18 protein-coding genes and 5 tRNA genes are annotated in these 23,368 nt (G+C 50.2%); 4 read left to right on the top strand and 19 right to left on the bottom strand.

Annotation, left to right across the window (positions count from 1 at the left end):
- Positions 1 to 10: 10 nt before the first annotated feature.
- From secE to C7379_RS10565, 17 genes are all read right to left on the bottom strand, one after another.
- On the bottom strand, positions 11 to 202 hold the full coding sequence (secE, locus tag C7379_RS10645; RefSeq protein ID WP_116617302.1) for a preprotein translocase subunit SecE: 192 nt from the start codon (positions 200 to 202) through the stop codon (positions 11 to 13).
- Positions 203 to 230: 28 nt separating this feature from the next.
- A tRNA-Trp gene (locus tag C7379_RS10640) sits at positions 231 to 303 on the bottom strand.
- Between the two features lie 64 nt (positions 304 to 367).
- Positions 368 to 1,573 carry an elongation factor Tu gene (tuf, locus tag C7379_RS10635; protein ID WP_116617291.1) on the bottom strand — a complete coding sequence of 402 codons (1,206 nt, stop codon included), beginning with the start codon at positions 1,571 to 1,573 and terminating at the stop codon, positions 368 to 370.
- A gap of 67 nt (positions 1,574 to 1,640) precedes the next feature.
- A tRNA-Thr gene (locus tag C7379_RS10630) sits at positions 1,641 to 1,712 on the bottom strand.
- 13 nt (positions 1,713 to 1,725) lie between these two features.
- Positions 1,726 to 1,798: transfer RNA gene (locus C7379_RS10625), tRNA-Gly, on the bottom strand.
- Between the two features lie 22 nt (positions 1,799 to 1,820).
- Positions 1,821 to 1,903: transfer RNA gene (locus tag C7379_RS10620), tRNA-Tyr, on the bottom strand.
- 40 nt (positions 1,904 to 1,943) lie between these two features.
- A tRNA-Thr gene (locus tag C7379_RS10615) sits at positions 1,944 to 2,017 on the bottom strand.
- Between the two features lie 106 nt (positions 2,018 to 2,123).
- Positions 2,124 to 2,426: a ribosome hibernation-promoting factor, HPF/YfiA family gene (hpf, locus tag C7379_RS10610; RefSeq protein ID WP_116617290.1), complete on the bottom strand. Its 303-nt coding sequence runs from the start codon at positions 2,424 to 2,426 to the stop codon at positions 2,124 to 2,126.
- A 27-nt stretch (positions 2,427 to 2,453) separates the two neighbouring features.
- A complete protein-coding gene (locus C7379_RS10605; RefSeq protein WP_116617289.1) occupies positions 2,454 to 3,332 on the bottom strand; it encodes a tyrosine-type recombinase/integrase in 879 nt (292 codons plus the stop codon).
- A gap of 91 nt (positions 3,333 to 3,423) precedes the next feature.
- Positions 3,424 to 3,615 carry a 30S ribosomal protein S21 gene (gene rpsU, locus C7379_RS10600; RefSeq protein WP_116617301.1) on the bottom strand — a complete coding sequence of 64 codons (192 nt, stop codon included), beginning with the start codon at positions 3,613 to 3,615 and terminating at the stop codon, positions 3,424 to 3,426.
- Positions 3,616 to 3,980: 365 nt separating this feature from the next.
- Entirely contained in the window at positions 3,981 to 6,317 is a 2,337-nt protein-coding gene (locus C7379_RS10595) for a family 20 glycosylhydrolase (RefSeq protein ID WP_419185314.1), read from the bottom strand.
- A gap of 571 nt (positions 6,318 to 6,888) precedes the next feature.
- Positions 6,889 to 8,205 (bottom strand): Na+/H+ antiporter NhaA, encoded by a 1,317-nt coding sequence (gene nhaA / locus C7379_RS10590; RefSeq protein WP_116617287.1) that lies wholly within the window; start codon positions 8,203 to 8,205, stop codon positions 6,889 to 6,891.
- 213 nt (positions 8,206 to 8,418) lie between these two features.
- Positions 8,419 to 10,779 (bottom strand): ABC transporter permease, encoded by a 2,361-nt coding sequence (locus tag C7379_RS10585; protein ID WP_165815065.1) that lies wholly within the window; start codon positions 10,777 to 10,779, stop codon positions 8,419 to 8,421.
- Between the two features lie 2 nt (positions 10,780 to 10,781).
- A complete protein-coding gene (locus C7379_RS10580; RefSeq protein WP_116617285.1) occupies positions 10,782 to 13,175 on the bottom strand; it encodes an ABC transporter permease in 2,394 nt (797 codons plus the stop codon).
- 8 nt (positions 13,176 to 13,183) lie between these two features.
- The gene (locus tag C7379_RS10575) at positions 13,184 to 13,864 is read right to left on the bottom strand and encodes an ABC transporter ATP-binding protein (RefSeq protein ID WP_116617284.1); all 681 of its coding nucleotides are present in this window, start codon (positions 13,862 to 13,864) and stop codon (positions 13,184 to 13,186) included.
- An 18-nt stretch (positions 13,865 to 13,882) separates the two neighbouring features.
- Positions 13,883 to 15,130, bottom strand: a complete 1,248-nt coding sequence (locus C7379_RS10570; protein ID WP_116617283.1) for an efflux RND transporter periplasmic adaptor subunit — start codon at positions 15,128 to 15,130, stop codon at positions 13,883 to 13,885.
- Complete coding sequence (locus C7379_RS10565) at positions 15,115 to 16,446, bottom strand: TolC family protein (RefSeq protein WP_116617282.1); 1,332 nt, start codon at positions 16,444 to 16,446, stop codon at positions 15,115 to 15,117. Before C7379_RS10565 ends, C7379_RS10570 begins: the two co-directional genes overlap by 16 nt.
- 278 nt (positions 16,447 to 16,724) lie before the next feature.
- On the opposite strand from C7379_RS10565, the gene C7379_RS10560 reads away from it, so the two are divergent.
- From C7379_RS10560 to C7379_RS10550, 3 genes are read left to right on the top strand one after another with little or no spacing between them, the layout of a single operon-like run.
- Positions 16,725 to 18,137 (top strand): alpha-amylase family glycosyl hydrolase, encoded by a 1,413-nt coding sequence (locus C7379_RS10560; protein ID WP_116617281.1) that lies wholly within the window; start codon positions 16,725 to 16,727, stop codon positions 18,135 to 18,137.
- A gap of 57 nt (positions 18,138 to 18,194) precedes the next feature.
- A complete protein-coding gene (locus tag C7379_RS10555; RefSeq protein WP_116617280.1) occupies positions 18,195 to 18,716 on the top strand; it encodes a response regulator in 522 nt (173 codons plus the stop codon).
- A 51-nt stretch (positions 18,717 to 18,767) separates the two neighbouring features.
- The gene (locus C7379_RS10550) at positions 18,768 to 19,622 is read left to right on the top strand and encodes a sensor histidine kinase (RefSeq protein ID WP_243406782.1); all 855 of its coding nucleotides are present in this window, start codon (positions 18,768 to 18,770) and stop codon (positions 19,620 to 19,622) included.
- 121 nt (positions 19,623 to 19,743) lie between these two features.
- Here C7379_RS10550 and C7379_RS10545 read toward each other — a convergent pair whose 3' ends face one another.
- A complete protein-coding gene (locus C7379_RS10545; protein ID WP_116617279.1) occupies positions 19,744 to 20,736 on the bottom strand; it encodes a malate dehydrogenase in 993 nt (330 codons plus the stop codon).
- A 204-nt stretch (positions 20,737 to 20,940) separates the two neighbouring features.
- Between C7379_RS10545 and C7379_RS10540 the strand changes: the two genes are divergently transcribed.
- Positions 20,941 to 22,722, top strand: a complete 1,782-nt coding sequence (locus C7379_RS10540) for an aminopeptidase P family protein (protein WP_116617278.1) — start codon at positions 20,941 to 20,943, stop codon at positions 22,720 to 22,722.
- Between the two features lie 128 nt (positions 22,723 to 22,850).
- Here C7379_RS10540 and C7379_RS13105 read toward each other — a convergent pair whose 3' ends face one another.
- Positions 22,851 to 22,982, bottom strand: a complete 132-nt coding sequence (locus tag C7379_RS13105; protein WP_262500770.1) for a type IIL restriction-modification enzyme MmeI — start codon at positions 22,980 to 22,982, stop codon at positions 22,851 to 22,853.
- Positions 22,983 to 23,368: the final 386 nt, after the last annotated feature.

Below are 23,368 nucleotides of genomic sequence, written 5' to 3'. Positions count from 1 at the left end.
TCTTAATTGATTAACCTGGATAAATTACACCCATTAGGTTCTTAAACACGAGATCCATTGCGAACACCACAATAGCAATGACAAGGGAAGCAGATAATACAATCACTGCACTATGGGTAAGTTCAGCACGTGTTGGCCAAGTAGTTTTATGCGCAAGCTCATCGTAACATGCCTTGCAATAGTCTACTATTTTCTTTACTATTTTTTTAAACATATTATCTTTTTATTTGCACGGGTTGAAAGACTCGAACTCTCGACACCTGGTTTTGGAGACCAGTGCTCTACCAACTGAGCTAAACCCGTAAGAAAAAGTCTCCGTAACCGCAGTTGCGGAGACTTTTATATTATCTATGAAAAGAATAGCAATTTATGCTTCTTTTACATCGGGAAGTATCTCTGTAATCTGGCCAGAGCCTACTGTGCGGCCACCTTCACGGATAGCGAAACGGAGACCTTCATTCAATGCAACACGATATATCAAAGTTACCTCGATCTCAACGTTGTCACCAGGCATTACCATGTCTACGCCTTCTGGAAGAGTAATTTCACCAGTACAGTCCATTGTACGAAGATAGAACTGAGGACGATATTTGTTACCAAATGGGGTGTGACGTCCACCCTCTTCTTTCTTCAGCACATAAACCGAAGCCTTGAAGTGATCGTGAGGAGTGATGGCACCCGGGTGCACAACCACCATACCACGTTTAACCTCGTTTTTCTCAATACCACGAAGTAACAGACCTACATTATCACCAGCTTCACCTTCCTCAAGAATCTTGCGGAACATCTCAACACCAGTAATCGTAGATTTCTTGTCCTCGCCCAAACCGAGCAGCTGAACCTCGTCACCTATCTTGCAACGACCTGTTTCGATACGACCTGTTGCAACAGTACCACGACCAGTGATAGAGAAAACGTCCTCAACTGGCATCAGGAAAGGTTTGTCCACCATGCGCTCAGGTTCCTCAATCCAGGTGTCCACAGCATCCATCAATTCCATAATAGAATTTTGCCATTTCTCAACACCATTCAGTGCACCAAGAGCTGAGCCACAAATGATAGGAGTATCTTCCTCATAACCATAAGAAGTCAAAAGATCCTGAACATCCATCTTAACGAGGTCTATCATTTCCTCGTCAACTTCAGGGTCATCACATTTGTTCAAGAAAACAACCAATCGGGGCACATTCACCTGACGAGCGAGCAACACGTGCTCACGTGTCTGAGGCATAGGACCATCCGTAGCAGCGCATACAAGAATAGCACCATCCATCTGAGCGGCACCAGTAACCATGTTCTTCACATAGTCAGCGTGGCCCGGGCAGTCTACGTGTGCGTAGTGACGCTTTTCTGTTTCATACTCAATGTGAGAAGAGTTGATGGTAATACCACGCTCTTTCTCCTCGGGAGCATTGTCAATCTGATCGAAAGATTTAACATCCTCACCCGTACCCAAACGCTCATGCAAAGTCTTAGAAATTGCTGCGGTCAGAGTAGTTTTACCGTGGTCTACGTGACCAATTGTACCAATGTTAACATGCGGTTTCGTGCGCACGTACGTCTCTTTAGCCATAGCTTTACTTTTTTATTATAATAAATTAAATCTATCTATACATTCTTCTACTCAGGTCACTGTCTCGAGCTGTAACCGAGAGTTGAACTCGGGACCTCTTCCTTACCAAGGAAGTGCTCTACCACTGAGCTATTACAGCGAAGAAATCCATGAGCGGAAAACGGGGCTCAAACCCGCGACCCCCAGCTTGGAAGGCTAGTGCTCTATCAACTGAGCTATTTCCGCGTTTATCTCCTGATCGAAGAAGTGGGTGGTGATGGATTCGAACCACCGTAGGCAAGAGCCAGCAGATTTACAGTCTGCCCCATTTGGCCACTCTGGTAACCACCCGCAATATTTCCCTACAGTCCTATCCAAAAGTTTTCGGGAGAGCCTCTTGTCGGATTCGAACCAACGACCCCGAGATTACAAATCACGTGCTCTGGCCAACTGAGCTAAAGAGGCATATATCCCAGCAGCCGGTCTACGCGACACTCGCAAAGGATTTGTTGTAAAACGGCTGCAAAGATACTGTTTATTTTTTAATCTTCAAAACTTTTTGATGATTTTTTCAATGTCTTCTTAACTTTTCCTTGAATTTCTCAAGTTGCACTTTCAACGCGTCTACACATTGATCCACACCCTCTTCAAAGGTGTCACAAGTTTTTGCCACAAAAAGCGGACTGCCACCTGGGACAGACACCGTAATACTTGTTTCTTTATTTAATGATGTCGAGGGTTTCACAACTTTTAATTGCACATCTACCTTCTGAATATCTTCAAATGTTTTTTCCAACTTGGCGACCTTCTTTTCGATGAACGCCTGCAACTTCTCGGTAGCGTCGAAGCGAATCGACTGAATCCTAATTTCCATAGTTACCTACTATTTTAAAGGTTAAACTCATGCCCGCGGATGGGCTTCTTCATATACTCGTTTAAGTTGCTCGAACGTGGTATGCGTGTAGATCTCCGTGGTGGAGACGCTTTCATGCCCCAACAACAGTTTTATACTCTCTATACATGCACCGTGATTGAGCATCGAAGTAGCAAAAGTATGCCTAAGCACATGAGGGGACAATTTCTTCAAAGTGCAAAACCTCGCAAGATTTTTTTTCACCTCATTACGCACCTGAGCTGGCTTCATGCGCCGACCTTCTTTCGTCAGAAACAATGCCTCGTCTAACGCATTTACCTCACTATTTCTCACCGCAATGTAATGAGCAATCGTCCTACACAGCTCTTCCCCAAACGGAATAAAGCGCTGTTTGTTACCCTTGCCTGTCACTTTGAGTTGCCCAACGCTCATGTCCACAGCATCGTCATTGAGCGCAATCAATTCCGAAAGGCGCATTCCCGTCTCGTAAAACATCATGATGACCGTACGAGCACGCACGTCCTCATATCCGTTTCCCCATTCTGTGTCATCCAAAAGCCTGTCCATATCGCTCTCTTTCAAGAACTGTGGCAGCGGCTTGCGCTTTTTGGGGCCAGCAACGTGGTGTACCGGATCTTTACTCACTAATTTCCGAGCAAATGCAAAACGATAAAAGGAACGCAAAGCAGACAACCGTCTATTCACACTTGCAGCATTGTTTCCCTTATCCATCATGCTCTCCATCCAATCGCGAATGACATCCGAGTCTAACGACTCCCACGAGAGTTGATCGTTCAAATTCTTGAAAAATAATTCAAAAGCGTATAAATCCTCCGAATAACTTTTTATCGTCAGTGACGAGCGTCGCTGCTCATACCGCAGATAGTTCAAAAATTCTTCTATCATTGTCAAGTGGTGTCGCGTTTCGTTTTCACGATATTTCTGGCAACGAATATATGGAAAATTATTGGAACTACCAAAATTTTCAAGAAGTTTTTTACTCTTCTTCCTGACGAAGCTTCTGTACGTAGATGGCGCGCTCTTTCTGGAGACGTTTCAAGACAGATGGCTTATCATATTGCTGACGAGCGCGAAGCTCCCTTATAACGCCTGTCCTTTCAAACTTTCTCTTGAATTTTTTAAGAGCTCTTTCGATGTTCTCACCATCCTTAACTGGTACAATAATCATGTTGTTTTGGTTTTGATTTTTAAATGTAAAACATAACAAAATGAGGCAATGCCACAAAATGCGAGTGCAAAATTACTGCTTATTTTTCTATTATCCAAATGTTTAACTCTTTTTCTTTTAGACCGAAGAATATTCCCTTCTTTATCTGATATTTATTTGCTCAGTATATTATTATGTGACCATTTTTACAGATTAGCATCGTCACACTTATTATTTATCGATTTTTTTTCAATTTAACCAATAGTCTGTTTATTTGCGCCATCAATGGTATACAGGGTTAGTCATTCATTTTAGCTTGCATATCAACTTGTATATCACATGTCAATTCTAACTTGTCAAAAGCATTTTACATAACCCACCTACACCTAATCTTCATAAAAAAATTGGTCATTACTAACATTTATAAATTTCTTGGCGCTGTCCTTGCGCATTTGCATGTTTAGATTGTTCCACCACGATGGCCATCCTCCCGTGATATTTGCTATAAAAACAAACTTGACTGGATGAAGTCCTTTGGATAATGCCACGCTGTTGTCATGACGCGACAGCGCTTTCACTTCACCAGTGTTGTCTATCAACAGTTTGCCATCCATCCACACTTGGTCCACCCTTGACGAAACATAATACACTCCATCCTCAGGCACATTGACATAACCTTCGGCAATTGCGGCATAACATTTTTCGCCACGCAATACGAGGTAATCATCATCCTGCTTTATCTTCATGTCCTCCAGAGCGCTGATTACAGATATCTCCCATGTAGTCTCAGACCATTCCAACTCATTCAAATTTTGGAAATATCCCATCGTACGTTTCATTTTTAAACCGGGTTTTACATTTTTCACATCAACAGCCGGCGTGTATTTTTTTCTTACCACTTGTACGTTTCTCACCTTACTCATTTTACCATACGGCGTAATCGTAGCAATGCTGATCACGCAATCATGGCTCACTCTGATAGGTTCGGTATATGTGGTTGAGTTTGCGGTAGGAGCAGTACCATCCAATGTATATACCATTCGCATTGGGCGCGAAGTCTTGAATGTCACCGTTGTATCTTTTGTAATCACAACCCTGTCGCACGATCCATAAGGTTGCTCAGGTAGTGGTATGTGATAATTCACCTGACGATTGTCAAGACGCACGCAAAAGGCATCTACTCTTTTGCAGAAATCTTCAAAGTTTTTTTTCTCCAATGGCGACCATCCCACCTCTGCCGCTGCCAGAACACGCGGATACATCATATATTCCATTTTGGCGTTAGAATACATGTACTCTGCCCAATAATTACACTGCACACCTATTATGTGCTTATCGAGTCCCGCTTTTTTTATAACATCTGGTACCGGGTCAAAACTATAGGTCAGCTCAAGCGATCTTGTCGGACTGGGTATAGTTATAGGCTCCACTTTGCTATCTCCCTGATAATGATCAAGATACATGCCATTAGAACCCGGACTCATAATGACATCATGGCCTAATTGGGCTGCTTCGACACCGCCTTTTATGCCACGCCACGACATCACCGTTACGTTTCCACTTATCCCTCCTTCCAAAACTTCGTCCCATCCAATGGGTGTCTTGCCATGTTTTTCTAACATTTTCGCCACGCGTTTCACCACGTAGCTCTGAAGTTTATCCTCGGACGTGCGTTTCTCATCCCCCTGAAGTCCCTCGTCTTTGATACGCTTTTGACAAGCCGGGCAAGTCTTCCACATCTTTTTGGGGCACTCGTCACCACCTATATGAAAATATTTCCCGGGAAACAAAGGCGCTAATTCTCGAAATATTTCCTCCAAAAATTCAAACATATCCTCCTTACCGGGACACATTACGATATCTTCTATACCCCAAACGATACGTGGCGTGGTCTTAATACCGGTACACGACAATTCTGGATAAGCGGCGATTGCCGCCATGAAATGTCCAGGAAGGTCTATCTCAGGAATGACCGTGACAAAGCGTTGCGCCGCGTAATCAACAATCTCTCGCAACTGATCCTGCGTATAATAATAGTTTCCGTATGTTGTGCCGTCTGCTTCATGGCGTGTGCTACCAATAGTAGTGAGCTTAGGGTATTTCTTAATTTCCACCCGCCATCCCTGGTCGTCCGTAAGGTGGAGATGCAGTGTGTTCATCTTCAAAGCGGCTATCACGTCTATCTGCTTCTTGACATTTTCCACAGTGATAAAATGACGACAAGGGTCAAGCATGAGTCCACGATAACCAAACCGTGGATAATCCTCTACGTCGCAACATTGAGCCACCCATGCCACGCCGTCTACCTTGTAGTCGCTTTCTATCTCCGCTGGCAACAGTTGTAGCAATGTTTGCACGCCGTGGAAGGCTCCTTGGCCGGTTTTAGCATTGATCAAAATACGCTTGGGCCCAACTTTCAGTTTATAACCCTCGGCGTCAATTTGCATACGTGGGTCTATATTTATATTGATGACACCTTTCTTATTAGATACTGTCACTACGTACCCGGTCGAGGTTTTTATTTTTTTTGCAAGGTAGTCGCCCACTATCCGGCTCTCGCCAGAGTTGCAACCTATACTCACACGCGATGGCAAACGAAACTCCCCGCGTTGCAGAGACAGTTTGACGGGCATGGGAATAATGTTGACAACAGCAGCATGTAAAGCACATGGAACCATACTTAAAATAGTTGCCAAAAACAATACAGAAATCATTTCTTTCATCTTTTTCATCAGTGCGTATTTTTTAGGGTATAAAGATTGCGGTCAAAGACTATATCACGTTGCAGGCCACAGGCCACATGCGTCATGTTTCTTCGGTCAACATCCAAACTATGTTATAAAATATGACAAGTGGAGTTCCGATTTCGCTCAATATTAACCGCACATGCAAATATAAGAAAAAAAACGGGAAATCCTCACCACCACATCCTTTTTTATCGTTGGATAGGCACAAAGCATCAAGCGTTCATGGCAGCAACATGAAAAGATAATCATACGATGGCTTGCTACAAGTGCCTCAATTATCACCTACTTATATATCAATACTGCTTTTGGCTCAATCACTTAATAATTCCCGTTCAAATACATAAAAGCAAAAAGTCACGAGAGCACGGTAAATCATAAGAACACCCTATAAATTACAGCGTTTGCCACGCACAGGCATGGGCTGAGGGTTCAATAACAGCTCGCCACCCAAAACCCGATGAAGGGCTCGTCATCGCTAATAACGAAACATGCCCATCACCATACGAAGACGCAAGATGATGGGCACGCACGCAATGAGCTCGCGACTTTATTTCCTCAAGATGAGATAACCTGTCACGCCGCCTAATATTGAAGCGGCAAAGATTCCAACCTTGGCTTGCACCTGAAACGCCATGTCATCGAATGCCAACATCGTGACAAACATCGACATGGTGAAACCGATGGATGCCAAAAAACTTAACCCAACTACTCTACGCCATGTGAGCGAGCGAGAGCGAGTCCCAAGCCCCGTCTTCTCTGTCAGCCACACGGCGGCAGCGATGCCCAACGGCTTGCCAACCAAAAGGCCCACCAACACACCAGCCGCAACATGGCTGCCGGTAATGGCACTCATGTCCATGTCGACGAAAGACACGCCGGCATTGGCCAAAGCAAACATGGGCATGACCACAAACGACACCCAAGGGTGCAACCCATGCTCCAGCCGTTGCAAGGGCGGCACGGCGTGGATGGTGTCGGCTGATACCTTGGAGAGAATATCCACTTGCCCGGGTTCCAAGGTGCGCACATCGTTGCCCTCCATGTTCTCAAACAAGCGCACATGGCGTTTGATACGCGCTATGAAAGCCGTCTCCGGTATACGCGAGTCGGCAGGTATTACCATCGCCGCAAGCACGGCTGCGATGGTGGCGTGTATACCTGACATCAGAAAGGCCAGCCATACGCCCCCAATTCCCAGCAACCCATAAAACACCACGTTTTTCACACCTAACCTATTGGCCAAAAACATCACCCCTAACACGGCAAAGCCCACGGCCAAATTGGCAAAGGAGATCTCAGAGGTGTAAAACAGCGCAATGACGAGAACGGCTCCTATATCGTCCACAATGGCAAGCGTGGTGAGAAACACCTTGGCCGATATGGGCACGCGGTCGCCAAGCATATAGACCACGGCCAAAGCAAAAGCTATGTCGGTGGCCATGGGGATGCCCCAGCCGTTGGCAGCAGGAGCGGAACCATTGAGAAGTAGGTATAAAACGGCGGGGACCACCATGCCCAACAAGGCCGCCGCCACAGGTAAGGTGACCTTGCGAATGTCGCGAAGCTCGCCGCCTATAAACTCAGACTTTAGCTCAAGGCCAACCACGAAGAAGAACATGGACATGAAGCCATCGTTTATCCAATGGGCCACGCTGAAATTGAGGAACGGCTTGCCATTAAACATAAAACCAAAGTGATAATCGAAAAAACGATTATATTCGTCACGTAGCGGCGAATTAGCCAAGGCGAGGGCCGCTATCACCGCCAAGGCAAGCACGATACCACCCGATCGCTCTTGATTGATGAACCTGACAAAGGGTATGGCGAGATGGTTTTTAAGTGCCCTCTGGTAATGTGATCGCATAAAATAAAGGGATTTTTCGCTTAGTCAATGACGCTTGTCATATAGCTGAAGCACGTGAGAAAAATAACTTATCTCTGCAAAAATACAAAAAAACAACCAGTCGGAGCATGTTTCCTGTCCACTTTTTTTAACACGAGACGCTCCTCGTCCACTGTTTTTTCCTGTCAAACAATGGCGAGAAGCGTGATAGATAGGCCTGTTTGTGTCTGTCGTCTACTCGGTGCGGATGCTTTGCACCGGATTGGTGGTGGCCACCCGCCAACTCTGTACAGCCACCGTGAGCGTCACCAGCACGGAAACCACGATGAGCGACAGTGGGAACACCCACCAGCAAATGGGTGCGTGAGAGGCAAAATTGCGCAGCCATTGGTCGGACAGATACCATGCTATGGGCACCGACACCACGAACGCCAAGATGAGCAACGGCAGGTATCGCCGGACAAACAGTAGCAACACTTGGTACACGGAGCTTCCCATAACACGGCGCAAGGCTATCTCCTTTCGGCGATATTCACTCTCAAACATGGTCAGGCTGAATACGCCCACGAGCGTGACGAGCAGGCATACCAATGCGAAGGTGCGCACTTGGGATATGAAGCGAAACTCGTCCTGATAGGTATGCTGCAGTTCTTCGTCAAGAAAACTGAACTCGTAAACTTGCGATGGGTCGAGTTTCTGCAACATGCCAGTGAGTTGACGCTTGGCCTCCCTCTTGTCAAAACCGGCCGCGATACGCACGAACAACATTCCACAGCGGTCACCCCACTCTTTGTAGTCGTCGCCCATGATGATGAACGCCACTGGCGCGGCGCTGTCATCGTGGCGCATGGAGGTAAGCTTGAAATTCTCGCAAACGCCCACCACATCGTAAGCGCCCTCTCCCCACGCGCTGGTGGAGATAGAGATAGGACTTCCCACGCGCAGCCAACCGTACTGCTTGGCCATGTTACGGTTGATGATATAAGCCCCCCGGGCGTCGGCGTCGTTGAAGTCGCGACCTTCCACTATGCGTATTCCCATGGTGCGCAAGTAGTCTTTGTCCACCGGCACGACATTGTAGTTCATGCGATGCGTGTCGTCGCCACGCCCCCACATCATAAAAAGGTCACCGTCACCAAGCTCAGACGCGCCATAGGCGGTGCTCGCCACGCATGGCAATTTGCGCAGCTCATTGGCGATGGCGGCTTTCTTGTGCATGCCTTCGCGTGACAATTGGGCGAAAAGCACCTCGTCCTTGTCAAAGCCATAGTCGGTGTTAAATATGTAATGCGACTGCGATGCCATGACACCTACATAGGCCACCAACGCGAAAGCGATAACAAACTGCACGAAGAGCATGAGTGAGCGCAACTTGCGTCCACGCAGCGTAAGCCCGAAAGCGCCCTTGAGAGCCAAGGCGGGAGCAAACGACGTGACATACCACGCGGGGAAAAGGGCCGACGCCACACCGACCATCAAGGCGCCAACAGCCGTGATAAATGCCAATGACCACCGCAATCCACTGCCCGAAATTAGGCGCATGCAGGTGGGGCTCGAGACGAAAAGCCATACCCACAACGACGCTAACAAAATGGCTATCAACGTGATTACAAGATTTTCGATGATGACGCGCCAGCGCAATGCCGCCACAGACGCACCCATAACCCTGCGCGTGTTGACGCCGCGCATGCGCATGGGAGCCTGCGCCAACGTGAAGTTGACCAGATTGAGCAGCGCCACGATGAGCACGAAGAGAGCGGCGCCATACAGCACGCCCACAAGGTTGCGACTGCCCTTGTCGGCCAATCCCACCCCGGAGAAGTAGGTGTCCGCCATCGATGTAAGCCTCAGCTTGAAGCCACTCTCCCTGTCGAAGCTACGCTCGTCTGTGATACCAAACAGTTCCATAACCTTATGCTTGAGGGCTTTCTCCACGATGGCACGATTGTCGGCGTTGTCAAGCCGCAGGTAGACAACGTAACTCCACTCCGAGCGGTCGTCCAAAAAACGGTCGCCATAGCATGTGTAAACACCATTGGGCATCATGCAGTTCTCGGGAAAGTCTTCGCACACACCCTCCACCGTATAGGTTTGGGCGCGCTGCTTGTCAACAAACTGCCGGCCCACGGCCCGCTCGGTGCCAAAAAGTCTGACGGCCTCGCTGCGGCATACGATGGCGGCAAGCTCGTTGTGCTGCCAATCCTTGTCACTGCCATACAGCATTTTCGCCCCGAAGAAGCGCAGGCCAGGCCGTCCCATGGCAAGAACGGTGGTCTCAAACTCACGATCGCCCACATTGACCGCAAACTCGTGCGAGGTTATATCAACGCTCTGCACGGCCTCCACGTGGGGCACCGTGGCAAACGCCACCTCAAAAGGGCGCATCACAAAGTCTGACCACCCACCGCCGTCCTCCTCGTTGAGAATCTCGAATCGATACGTACGTTCGTAATTGGGCAACCCATGATTGTAATAACTGTTGTAATGGGCCTGGGTCAGGAACAAGTAAGCGGCCGCGATGGCTATGCTCAACCCGAGCAGGTTGAGCGTGGCGGCCAACTTGTATCGGCGAAATAAATATAATAATGATTTCATTGTCATTCTGTTTTAATGGTTTTGACAGGATTTGTGCAAGCTGCCCTCAAGGTTTGGAGAAAGACTGAGGACAGTGCCAGGGCAAACGAAACAGCCACTGGCAGCAGCATCATCCACGGCGTAAGCGAGATGCGATATGGGAAATTTCGCAACCACTCACTCAAAACATACCATGCCAAAGGAGTGGCTATTATATAAGAGAGAAGCAGGGGCGAGAGAAAACGGCGCAACAGATTGCACAGGACCAATTCTGTAGAACATCCCATTATTTTTCGAATACCAACCTCTTTTTTGTGTTGACGTATGAAAAAGACAGACGTTCCGATATACCCCAGCGTTGAGATAAACAATGCCACTACACCAAACAGTACCACGATGAGCAACGTGTTGTTGTTGTCTTCAAAAGCTGCGTTGATATCTTCTTTAAAGTTATCAACTTTCCATTCCAAGTCTTCTTTGGTTTTATCCACTCTGGCCACAGCCTCTTTAAGCCTTTGTTCAGCTTGAAGCGAGCCATCGGTCTTTACTAAAAAAAACATGTTTTTCATGTCCGCTGGATCTAATATCCGAATGATAAAAGGCTGCGCCTCCATCAAAATATTGCAGAAATGAAAATCTTTAAATATACCCGACAACTGATGTTTGCCGTCATTCAATGTCAACACGCGATCATTGTCGCGCAGGCCAAGCAAACGCGCTCCCCTCTCATTTAGATAGTATGAGCCTTCGGAAGGGCCATAGTCTACAGAAAGTTTTAAGCCATAAATCCCAAGTGCCACACTGTCCATGTTCAATGTATAGAACGAGACGTCTTGTGTGGCATCATTATCAGGCCGATGAATTGTAATCATATTTGTGTTATTACCGGTCAAGCTGGTTCCCTCAAAACATCCCACTCGCTGAACGAAAGGCATTTTGTCCAACTCTTCACGCATGGCCTGAGTATTGTTGGCAGCCACCATGAACACATTCTCGTAATTAAATCCCAACGGAGCGTTGACCAAATGCCGCACTTGAAGATATATGACGAGTGTGGCCGTGAGCATCATGACCATAACCATACTTTGCAACATGATGAACAAACGTCCCAAAAACATCTTGGAATGATAACGAAACGAGCCTTTTATCACGTCAACAGGCTTGTACTTGGCCATTTGCAAAATGGGAAAGATGCCTGACAATATGCTTAATGCCACTATAAACACTATACAAATTGTAATTGAGAGAACGTTGATGTCATGCTGCAACATGATATGCCCTTTGAACAACATGCTCACTTTGTTTTGGAAAGCGAAAGCCAACAACAGGCCAAGCCCAAACGAAATTGACACGATAAACGCCGATTCGGCGATGAGTTGCATGGATATTTGTATCTTTTCACTACCCAACAGCATACGGGTGGCCATTTCCTTGAACCTAAATCCCATATTGGCCATGGTAAGGTTGATATAGTTTGTGACAGCGAAAAGAAAGATGGCGACAACCACCGCCAACAAGACGCCCATTCGACCACGGTCTCCCTTTTGGAGTCCGCAACCATCATTGAGTGGGCTGAACATGAGTTCTCTCAAAGGCGTTAAAGTTGTTTCCTTCCACGGGCTGAACCCCAAGGCAGGAATGTTCGTATTCATGTATTTTTTTATCATGTCACGTTTTGAGGACAAGTCGGCTCCCGGGCGTAACAGTAAAAACGACCTCGTATATCCATTGCCCGTGTAAGCGTACGCATTGGGAGAAGCCGTGAAGCCACATATTTGAGGTTGTCGACTCATGTGGACCACAATCTCGATACTGTTAGGGAAGATAGTCTTGTCAAAATCTTTCATCACTGCCGACACCGTATAGACAAGCGTACTGTCGTATGGGTTGTCGTTGGCAATGCAAATGTCTCTATCTCCCACTATCTCTATTCCTTTGCCTATCGCTTTTCCGTCAGGAAAAAGACGATGGGCAAGCGATTCTGTGATGACACAATTGTCCGAGACGCGTAGCGGTGACCGATGGTCTCCATCCACTATATCATAATCAAAGATGTTGAAAAAAGAAGAATCGACCAATAATATATTAGCTGCGTTCTGCCCATCGGCGTTACTCCCTCTGTCTATTTTCTTGCCCTCGACCATAACGTTGCCACTATGTGCCAGCACACAACAAGTGTTTTCCACCTCCGGCAATATCTTGCCCAAATCTTGCGTAGGGCCATGCCAAGTGTAAAGGTTGCTCTGATTGCCCAAAACAACTATCCTGTCAGCATTGTCATGTTGGCTGTCAACAGTGCATTGCCGCCATGTATAATCCCCAAAAAGAATGACAAACATTAACGAGACTGCTAATCCGACTATATTAATGAATGTATAAAGAGGATTGCGAAGAAGAAAGCGAAAAAATGATTTCATAGCGCTTTTTATAACATTCCATCCATACTCTCCACGATTTGTCCGTCAAACAGGTTCACCACACGGTTGGCATAGGTAGCGTCATGCCTCGAGTGGGTCACCATGACGATGGTGGTACCCTCCGCGTTGAGTTTGGACAATAATTGCATCACCTCCAAGCCGTTTTTTGAATCGAGGTTTCCCGTTGGTTCATCGGCCAAAATGAGCTTGGGGTGGCCCACCACGGCACGGGCGATGGCCACACGTTGCTGCTGTCCTCCGGACAACTGTTGCGGATAATGGCGAGCGCGTTGGGACAGGTTCACCTTGCGCAGTATCTCCAACACGCGCTCACGGCGCTCCTTCCGAGGCACGTCAAGGTACTTGAGTTGCAACTCCACGTTCTCCTCCACGGTAAGCTCGTCGATGAGATTGAAGCTCTGAAACACAAAGCCTATGCGTCCCTTGCGGTATTTCGTGCGGTTTCTCTCTCTCAAACGTCCCACTTCCTCGCCATCGAGAAAATATTGTCCCTCGGTGGGATTGTCAAGCAAGCCAAGGATATTGAGTAGCGTGGACTTGCCACATCCGCTCGGTCCCATAATGGCTACAAACTCTCCGTCGCCCACTTGCATATTCACGCCGTTCAGTGCCACGGTCTCCACTTCTTCCGTTCGGAAAATTTTTGTCAGGTTCTCAATCTTAATCATAGCAGTTTTATTTATTTGTTATTTTAATTCCAACACGTCATTGTCCTTGAAAGCCTCGTAACCACTTGTCACAACACGCTCGTTGGGCGCCAAGCCCTCTGTCACCTCGTAATACTGTGGGTTCTGCCTGCCTATGCTGATTTTACGCCGGTGTGCCTTGCCGTTGTTGTCGAGCACGAAAATCCAGTTACCGCCCGTGGTATAGAAAAACGTGCCGCGTGGAATGAGCACTGCCGGTTCGGGCTTGCCCAACTCAAGGTTGATGTAATAAGTTTGGCCGCTCCTTATGTTGTGTGGGCGCGCTCCGACAAACGCGAAGTCTATGCGAAACTTGCCGTCGCGCACCTCTGGGTACACCTTGCGCACCGTCAGTTTGAACGTCTTGCCGTCACGCTCAAAAGTGGCGGGCAGCGAGGCGCGCACACGGTCTATGTAATGCTCATCTATGAGGGCGGTGATTTTGAAGTCGCTAAGGTCGTTTATCTGCCCTACGCGCTGTCCGGGGGTGATGCTTTGCCCCAACTCCACGTCGAGCAAGCCCAGTTCTCCGTCAATGGCCGAGCGCACCTCGAGCTTGCTCTTGCGCTCACGCACGAGCAAGACATTGCGTCGCATGTTGGCGAGATTGTCCGCCATCTGCGCCATCTGCGCCTTGCGGTAAGCCGCGTCCCTACCTATGCGTTTGCGTATGAGCGCTTGTTTCCGGCATGCCAGCTCGTAATCTTCCCTGCTTTGCTCATAGGCCTCTCTACTCACCAAGTGGTCGTCATATAGCCGTTTGTTCTGTTGGTAGGCGCGCTTACCGCGCTCCACGCCCATGTCGAGCGTGGCGCGCTCGGTCTCATTGTTAAGATTGTCTTGCTGCATGGCAATCTGCGTGTTGCGCAGTAGGTTTTGCTTCTCGGCCAACTCGGCCTCGGCGTTGAGGATTTGAAGGTCAAGGTCGCTGTTGCTCAAGCGCAATATCACGTCGCCCTTGTGTACCATCGCACCCTCCTCTACCACTTTCTCACGCACTATCCCACCCTCCTCGGGCGATATTTGCACCACTTGTATGGGCGCTACTTGGCCGTTGAGACGCACATAGTCGTTAAATTGGCCCCGCGTGACGGTGCTAATGGTGAGCTGCGACGCGTCCACGCTGACAGCGCTGTCATGGTTGCCGAGAACAATCCAAGCCACGAGGGCCAACACGCCGATACCGGCGGCGATGAAAGGTAAGTGCTTGCGGCGTAGTGCCGTCTTGTGTGTTATAGGTCTGTCCATAATGCGTCTCCTTGATAATAGTTGAGTATTCGTTGTCTGTACATACAGTTCAGTTGGCTTTGCAAATATCGCGCGCGACTCCGGGCGAGGGCCACCGCCGTGGCTCGCACATCCAATGGAGAGGCTATTCCCTCCTCATACTTGCGAACGCTGACGCGCGCCGCTATGCTGTCCGCCACAACCACGCTCCGTGTTTTGGCTTGCTCGGCCCATGCGTCTTGCAGGTCAGTCCACGCCTCGGTTACAAGCCGGCGTAGCTCCGAGCGCTCATAGTCCAACCGCTCGCGGGCCTTGCGCAGGCTGTTGCGCTCCCGACGTATGCTCGACACAGTGGCCAACCGGTTGAAAAGGGGAATGGAGAGCGTGGCATAAACATATTTGCCCATGTTGTTACGCAACTGGTCTCCAAGACTCGCGCCTCCCGATTGGTGCAGGTTCTTAAAATAGGTGGTCCCCAATCCTCCACCCACACTCAACGTTGGCAACAATGCTCCACGTGCGATGGCAAGCGACTGCCGAGCCGCGGCCACACCATATTCCGCCTGTCTGAGCGTGGGGTTTACGGCTTTGGCGCGCGCGTAAATATCGGCGGCGCTGGCAATGGGTGTCGCTATAGGCTTCACGCCCAAGGTGTCGAGCGTCAACGTGGAATCGGCGGGATAGTTCATGGCTGACTTCAACGCGAGCGTGGCGTTGCTGAGCGAGTTTTGGCAACGTGTCACCTCACACTCGTCGGCGGCCAACGTGGCTTCCATTTGGGCCACATCGGCGCCGCCCTTGGTGCCCACCCGCTCCATGAGACGCGTGCGTCGCAGCAGCTCCGCGCTCTCGTCGCGCTTGTCCGTGGCGATGGCGAGCGCCCCGCGGCCGTAGCACACATTCACGTACGCTTTGTAAACTTGCATGGCGGTCTCGTCCTGCTTGGCGCGCAAGGCTTGTCTGCCCAGCAGCGTGTTCACCTTGGCCAAACGCAATGCGTGGTAGCGGCGCATGCCATCAAAGAGCGGCAGCGAGGCCGAGAGGCTGTAGTTGTTATAAAAGGTGTTCACGTTGGTATAGGTATTGGTCTCCGGGTCGATGGTGCGGCCGAAGTTAAACTGCCCACCTACGCCCGCCTCCACAGATGGCAAGAAAGCGCCCCAAGCCCTCATGCGGTCGCTCTCGTTGTCATCGAGCGCGAGCTGTTGTTGCCTCACCCCATGGCTATGGGCCACGGCATACCTCATGCAACGATCCACCGACCACACCTCATGGGCATGGACATGGACGCAAAACATCGCCAACATAGATAGAATTACACTTATTCGTTTCATCATTCAAGTTTTATACCGCAAATTTAGGAATACAAGCTCACCCGTACAAAGATTTTGTGGCGTCAAGAAGAGGTTTGTATGAATATCATACACCTGTTTGTATGAAAGTCATACACAAAGGCGCGAGAAATAAAATAATTTTAAAAGACAAAAGCGCAGCGCGCGCGGCTTTTTCGACCATGACATATAAAATTAGCCATTCCTATTTGCCAATGTTCAATGAAATAGTCTTATCTTTGCTATTGGAATAACTATACGTGACCAATCCTAACAATACAAGAATGAAGAAATTGCTCTTATTATTCGCCTTGGCCCTTCTATTATCGCGTCAGGGCTACGCGTTCAAGCCAGCGTCCAACGACGACGTGATACTGCATGCGTGGTGCTGGTCGTTCAACACCATACGCGAGAACATGGCAGCCATCGCCAAGGCGGGCTACACCATCGTGCAAACATCGCCCGCGCAGCGCTGCGTCACTGAGGTGAGCCGTGACAAGGGCGGCGGCAATCAGCTGTTCGGGCATGGCAAGTGGTATTACCAATACCAGCCCACTGACTGGAAAATAGGAAATTACCAAATGGGCACCAGAGACGATCTCATAGCCCTCTGCAAGGAGGCCAAACGCTATGGCGTGCGAGTGATAGTCGATGTGCTGCCCAACCACACCGCCATCAACGACTGCCAAGTGGAGGCCGACCTCGACGCGGCTGTCGGAGGGCACGCCAACCTTTACCACGCCAATGGGTTCACGGAGATAAAAGATTATAGCGACCGGTTGCAATGCACCACCGGCCAAATGGGAGGGCTGCCAGACGTAAACACCGAGAATCCTGATTTTCAGCATTATTATCTCACCTATGTCAATGATCTCTTGGCGTGTGGCGTGCGCGGTTTTCGCTACGACACGGCCAAACACATAGGCCTGCCGAGCGACCCGAAAGACCCCAAATCACCCCAAAACGACTTTTGGGATGTCGCGACGGGGCGCAAAGCCGTCAAGGGCCTGCGATTGGCAATCCCCGCGGACAGCCTCTTCATATACGGGGAGGTGCTGCAAGACACCAATGTAAAGGAGAAAGAATACGCTGACGCTATAGGCTGCGTGACGGCCAGCGCGCTGGGTTGGTGCATAAGGCACGCGCTGGAGGGCCACGAATGGAAGGCAAACGAAATAGCCAAATACTGCCATCCGGCAGCCCCCAGCCGATTGGTGACATGGGTCGAGTCGCACGACACGTACTGCAACGGCCACGAGAGCGCGGCGCTGACCGACGACCAAATACGCATGGGCTGGGTGTTTATCACCGCGCGGCAATTTGGCACGCCCCTCTTTTACAGTCGTCCGGACGGCAGCTCACCCCAAAACACATGGGGAAACAACATTGTGGGAAAAAAAGGCAACGACGCCTTCAGGCACCTGGAGGTGGTGGCTGTCAACATGTTCCGAAAGGCCATGCACGGGCAACCGGAGAGCGTCTCATACGCAAACGACGGTCAAGCCATCATGGTGACACGCGGAAAGAAAGGCGCGGCGATCATCAACATTTCCCATAAGCCACAAGTTGTCAACCTGAGAACCTCGCTCCGCAACGGCAAATACAAAGACAAGGTTCACCAAGACACGTTCTTCGTCAGCCGCGGCATGTTGAGAGGCACGCTCGCGCCGCTCACCTCCTATATATTATATAGGTAACGTTAATTCCCCAACCTGATCTCCCTGCAATCACAAACAATCACAAACGGATAGCGTATGGCTTCGTATGGAACAATATTGGTGGTGGATGACAATCCCGGCGTGCTCACCGCCGTGAAGATATGCCTCGATGGTGTCTTTGGCAAGACCATAGCCCTGAGCCACCCGGACGACATTTTGCCCACCTTGGCGAGCGAGCAAGTGGACGTGGTGCTGCTCGACATGAATTTCGGAATGGGTGTCAACTCCGGCAGGGAGGGGCTGGTTTGGCTCAACGCCATCATCAAGCGACATGCCAACACGCCCGTGGTGCTGATGACCGCCTACGCCGACGTGCAGTTGGCCGTGAAGGGACTGAAAGCGGGGGCGGCCGATTTCGTGACCAAGCCATGGGACAACGATGAGTTGGTGCGTACACTGAAAGATGCCGTGGACCGCAACAAACGAGTGGAACCGCTCGACAAGATAGAGGCGGAGCACGTGCGCAAGGTGGTGGAAACCTGCCACGGCAACATCAGCAAGGCGGCCGAGTTGCTGGGCATCACCCGGCAAACGCTATACGCCAAGTTGCGCAAATGAGTACAAGCTGCGCGCGCATAAGGGGATTAAGGAAAACTAACAGTTGGAAAAATGATGAACTGGGAATGGATTGTGGGGGTGATAGTTGTGACGACGCTGGCTGTTGGCACATGGTTTTTGTATCACCAAAAGCTGTTGGCGCGACGCGCCCAATTGATGCGCGAGGCCATCCTAAACCATGATTTCATGTTCCGGCTACCTACCAAAGGGCTCTTCAGGGGCGAGCGAGCATTGCAAGAGACTCTCAACGATCTCGGGCAAGACATCGCCCGGCTTGTGGCCAGACACGAGGTGGAGTCTTGGCAACGCCTCACGCGCGTCCTTACGCACGAGATTATGAACGCCACAACGCCCATCAGCAGCATCAGCCAAGCCTATCTCGCCCACCCGGGCATCAAGGGCTCGCCCTACGAGGAGGGCATCAGGGCCATCCACGACACTTGCGACGGCTTGTGCGCCTTCGTGGACAGTTACCGCAAGCTCACCCGATTGCAGGAAGCCGTGCCAACAGACATAAACCTGTTGGAGCTTCTAAACTCATTGAGAACGCTCTTCGGCAATCTCAAGTGGCATATTGGCATACCAGCGGAGACAATCGTCCACACCGATGGAAATATGCTGAGACAAGTGCTGCTCAACCTTGTCAAAAACGCCGTGGAGGCAGGAGCCGGCACAATCGACGCAAGATGGGACGGCGCCCTGTGGGTGAGCAATGACGGCGCACCCATCGCGGCCGACGTGGCCAAAGACATCTTCGTGCCTTTTTTCACCACCAAGACCACCGGAACAGGCATCGGCCTATCACTCTCGCGCCAACTCATGGTCGTATCCGGGGGCGACTTGCAACTGGCAGAACGCCCCGTAGCAGGCTATCATGTTACCTTTATAGTCAAGACATCAGCTTAGCGCATACCACGATCGTTACTTGCCAGCCATGCGGCTAGCACAAAAAACACCCGGCCAATCGCGCGTTCGCGGTTGGCCGGGCCATTTTATATCAGTCTACGGCAATGCCGTAACCCTGTCATTAGAGGTTGGCGTTGTCTTTCTTCCATTCCTCTACAGCAGGAACGATGTTGAGACTTACTATCTCGTCACGCATCTTGCAGAGGTGTTCATAAGATGCTTGCAACGAAGCCATCTCGTCATTCGTACCCTTAGGTGCCGTATAATGCACGCCATCAGTATCGATAGTGGTTGGCATGGCCATCATAACGTTCTTGAAACCTAATTTCTCGTCGTTAACATAGCAACCAGCGGGCAGGGTGAACTTCTCGCCACCCATAGCGGCCTCTGTCATCTTCACGGCGAGATAAGCGGGGCTTTGGAATGAGCTGCGGCCACGTAGCTTGATAATCTTGGATCCACCCTGCACGGTGTCGTGCTTGATTTCTTCCCAACGAGCGTCAGAAAGGCCCATCTCGGACAATGGCTTACCGTCCACCTTAACTTGCGAAGCAAACACGGCCATCTGCTCGCCGTGGCCACCATAGGTGTGAGCGCCAGTAACCTTGTCTTGCTGAACGCCAAACTCCAAGGCCAAAGCCTGCTGCAAACGGGTGGAGTCCAAACCAGCCAAAGAAGACAGCTTGTTAGGTTTCAATCCAGAGTGAATCAGCGCGGTCAGCGCGGTTACATCGGCAGGGTTGAAGATTACCACTACAAACTTAACCTCTGGGCAGTATTTTTTGATGTTCTCGCCAAACTCAGCAGCAATCTTGCAATTGCCCTTGAGCAGGTCCTCGCGCGTCATACCCTCTTTACGGGGAGCACCACCAGACGATATAATGTATTTGGCACCCGTGAAAGCTTCTGCGGGATCAACCGTATAAGTGATATTAGCACCCGGAAAAGCGCACTGTTGCATCTCGTTGAACACACCATGCACACCCGGCTCGTAAATGTCGTACAAGCAAATGTTAGGCGTTAGGCCGAGCATCAAAGCGCTCTGTACCATGTTAGAACCAATCATACCGCCGGCACCGACGATAACAAGTTTTTCGTTTGTTAAAAATTTCATAAATATTATTGTTTATTTAGTTGAAGTATTCCAAGCGTTAGGTAGCCTGTTCAGCCATTTAACATGGCATGAAGGTAGTCCTTGTTGATTAAATGCAAAGATACTAAAAAACGAGTTCATTCGGTATTTATTTTCCATTTAATTTGTTGTTTATTCTTAAAAAGCACTATCTTTGCCATGTCCATTTCGCAAATTAATCATCTTATGAAAATTCAACAACGTTTATCGGCTCTAAGAGAGGAGATGCGACGAGAAAAACTCGACGCTTTTATTTTTCCAAGTACCGACCCCCATCACAGCGAGTATGTGCCCGATCGATGGAAAGGCCGACAGTGGATTAGCGGTTTCGACGGCTCCGCCGGAACGGCCGTGGTGACCCTTCGGTCGGCGGCGTTATGGACAGACAGCCGTTATTTCTTGTCGGCGACCAAGCAATTGGAGGGCACCGAGTTTCAATTGATGAAGCTCAGAATGCCTGGCACGCCCACCATCGCCCAATGGATAGGTGACGAATTGCGAGCGTTTGGCGGCACCTCGGTGGGCGTTGACGGCATGGTCAACACGCTTGACGACACCGAGAGCCTCATCGCCGACCTTCGACGCGAGGGAGGCATCACGGTGCGCACCAACCTTGACATTCTCAATAATATATGGACAGACCGCCCAGCCATACCCACCAACAAGGTGACAGTGCACCCTATGACTTATGCCGGTGAGACCGCCAAGAGCAAACTGGCGCGTGTCAGGCAGGCGTTGCGCGAGCTTCACGCTGACGGCATGTTGGTGTCGGCGTTGGACGACGTGGCATGGACGCTCAACTTGCGAGGCACAGACGTACACTGCAACCCCGTGTTCGTGGCCTACCTGCTCATCGACAGCGACCACGCCACGCTATATTGCGACAAGGAGAAGCTCTCCGCCGACGTGACAAGTTACCTCAACGACCAAGGAGTGGCGACCGCCCAATACGCCGATGTGCGAAAAGGACTGAAAGATTATTTTGAGTACAACATTCTATTGGACCCCAAGGAGACGAGCTACACACTGGCCAAATTAGTGAATACCAAGGAAGTGGTGCGGCAAGCATCGCCCATACCGGCCATGAAAGCCGTGAAAAACGACACGGAGATAGCGGGATTTCGCCACGCCATGCTCAAGGACGGCATAGCCATGGTCAAGTTTTTGCGGTGGCTCAAGCCAGCCGTCGAGGCGGGCGGGCAGACAGAGATGTCCGTCAGCCAGAAGCTCACCGACCTGCGCGCCGAGCAACCGTTGTTTCGCGACATCAGTTTCGACACCATCGCGGGCTACGCCGAGCATGGGGCCATCGTGCACTACGAGGCCACGCCCGACACCGACGCGGCGCTGCAGCCACGGGGCTTCCTGCTGTTGGACAGTGGCGCGCAATACGAAGACGGCACCACCGATATCACCCGCACCATACCGCTCGGCCCGCTCACAGACGAAGAGCGGCGTGTCTACACGCTCGTTCTCAAGGGGCACATCCAGCTTGAGCTTTGCAAGTTTCCGTGCGGAGCCTCGGGAACCCAATTGGACATACTCACCCGGAGTGCCATGTGGCGCGAGGGCATGAACTATATGCATGGCACCGGGCACGGCGTGGGCTCCTATCTCAACGTGCACGAGGGGCCGCACCAGATACGCATGGAGTACGTGCCCGCACCGCTCAAGGCCGGCATGACGGTGACCGACGAGCCCGGGCTGTACCTTGCGGGGCGTTTCGGTGTGCGCATAGAGAACACGTTGCTCATCACACCCTACAAGGAGACAGAGTTTGGGCAGTTCTTGCAATTCGAGTCGCTCACACTTTGCCCCATAGACACCACCCCCATCGTTCGAGAGATGATGCTCGCCGAGGAGGTGGCATGGCTCAACGACTACCACCAACAGGTGCGCGACACGCTCTCGCCACACCTCGACAAGGGTGAGAGAGCATGGCTGCGCAAGGCCACCGAGGCCTTGTAACATTTATAACAAGGCATCAAGGATTACCGACAACAGGCGAGCGCGTCGCTCACCATGAACCTGCACGCCACGTATCAGGCGAGCGCCAAAAGCCCGTCCCTCAAACATTGTCATACCCCCACGTGTCGCTATACCATGCGCTCGTACAGCCTGAACAGCTCGACCACGCACTCCGCCTCTGTCATCTTGAGCCCAAAGCCATACAGACGCATCACCGCACGGTCGTTGTCTTGATGCGCTTGCAGCAGCTTTCGAGGCATAAAAAAACAGAACAAAAGGCTACTGGAAATGAGCGTATTTGCAAACGACGAAGTCTTTGGTCGAAAATACGCAAGAATGGAGGGTTTTCATTTATCGCCTATAAATCAGACTGATACGTCTGCATTTGCCGATTGACATGAAAAAAGTTTTCTTGCGCCGTCACGTTTAGGCACTATACGTGGCACGATAAAGCACTAAACAGCTTGCCAATGGCATCGTATCGCATTTGGATTGGGCACGAAACACGACACGAACAGGTACCAATGGCATGAGGATAACATCACGGAGCCATCAAGAGCCCTACTTTATGATAAAAAAAAGAAGTTGGGTACAGCTAAAACAGATGATTTGCGGAGCCCAAAATTTGTGATATTTTTCTGACAGT

The organism is Hallella colorans (assembly GCF_003096815.1).
GTDB classification, from domain to species: Bacteria; Bacteroidota; Bacteroidia; order Bacteroidales; family Bacteroidaceae; genus Prevotella; species Prevotella colorans.
This window is presented reverse-complemented; position numbering and strand designations above follow the sequence as displayed.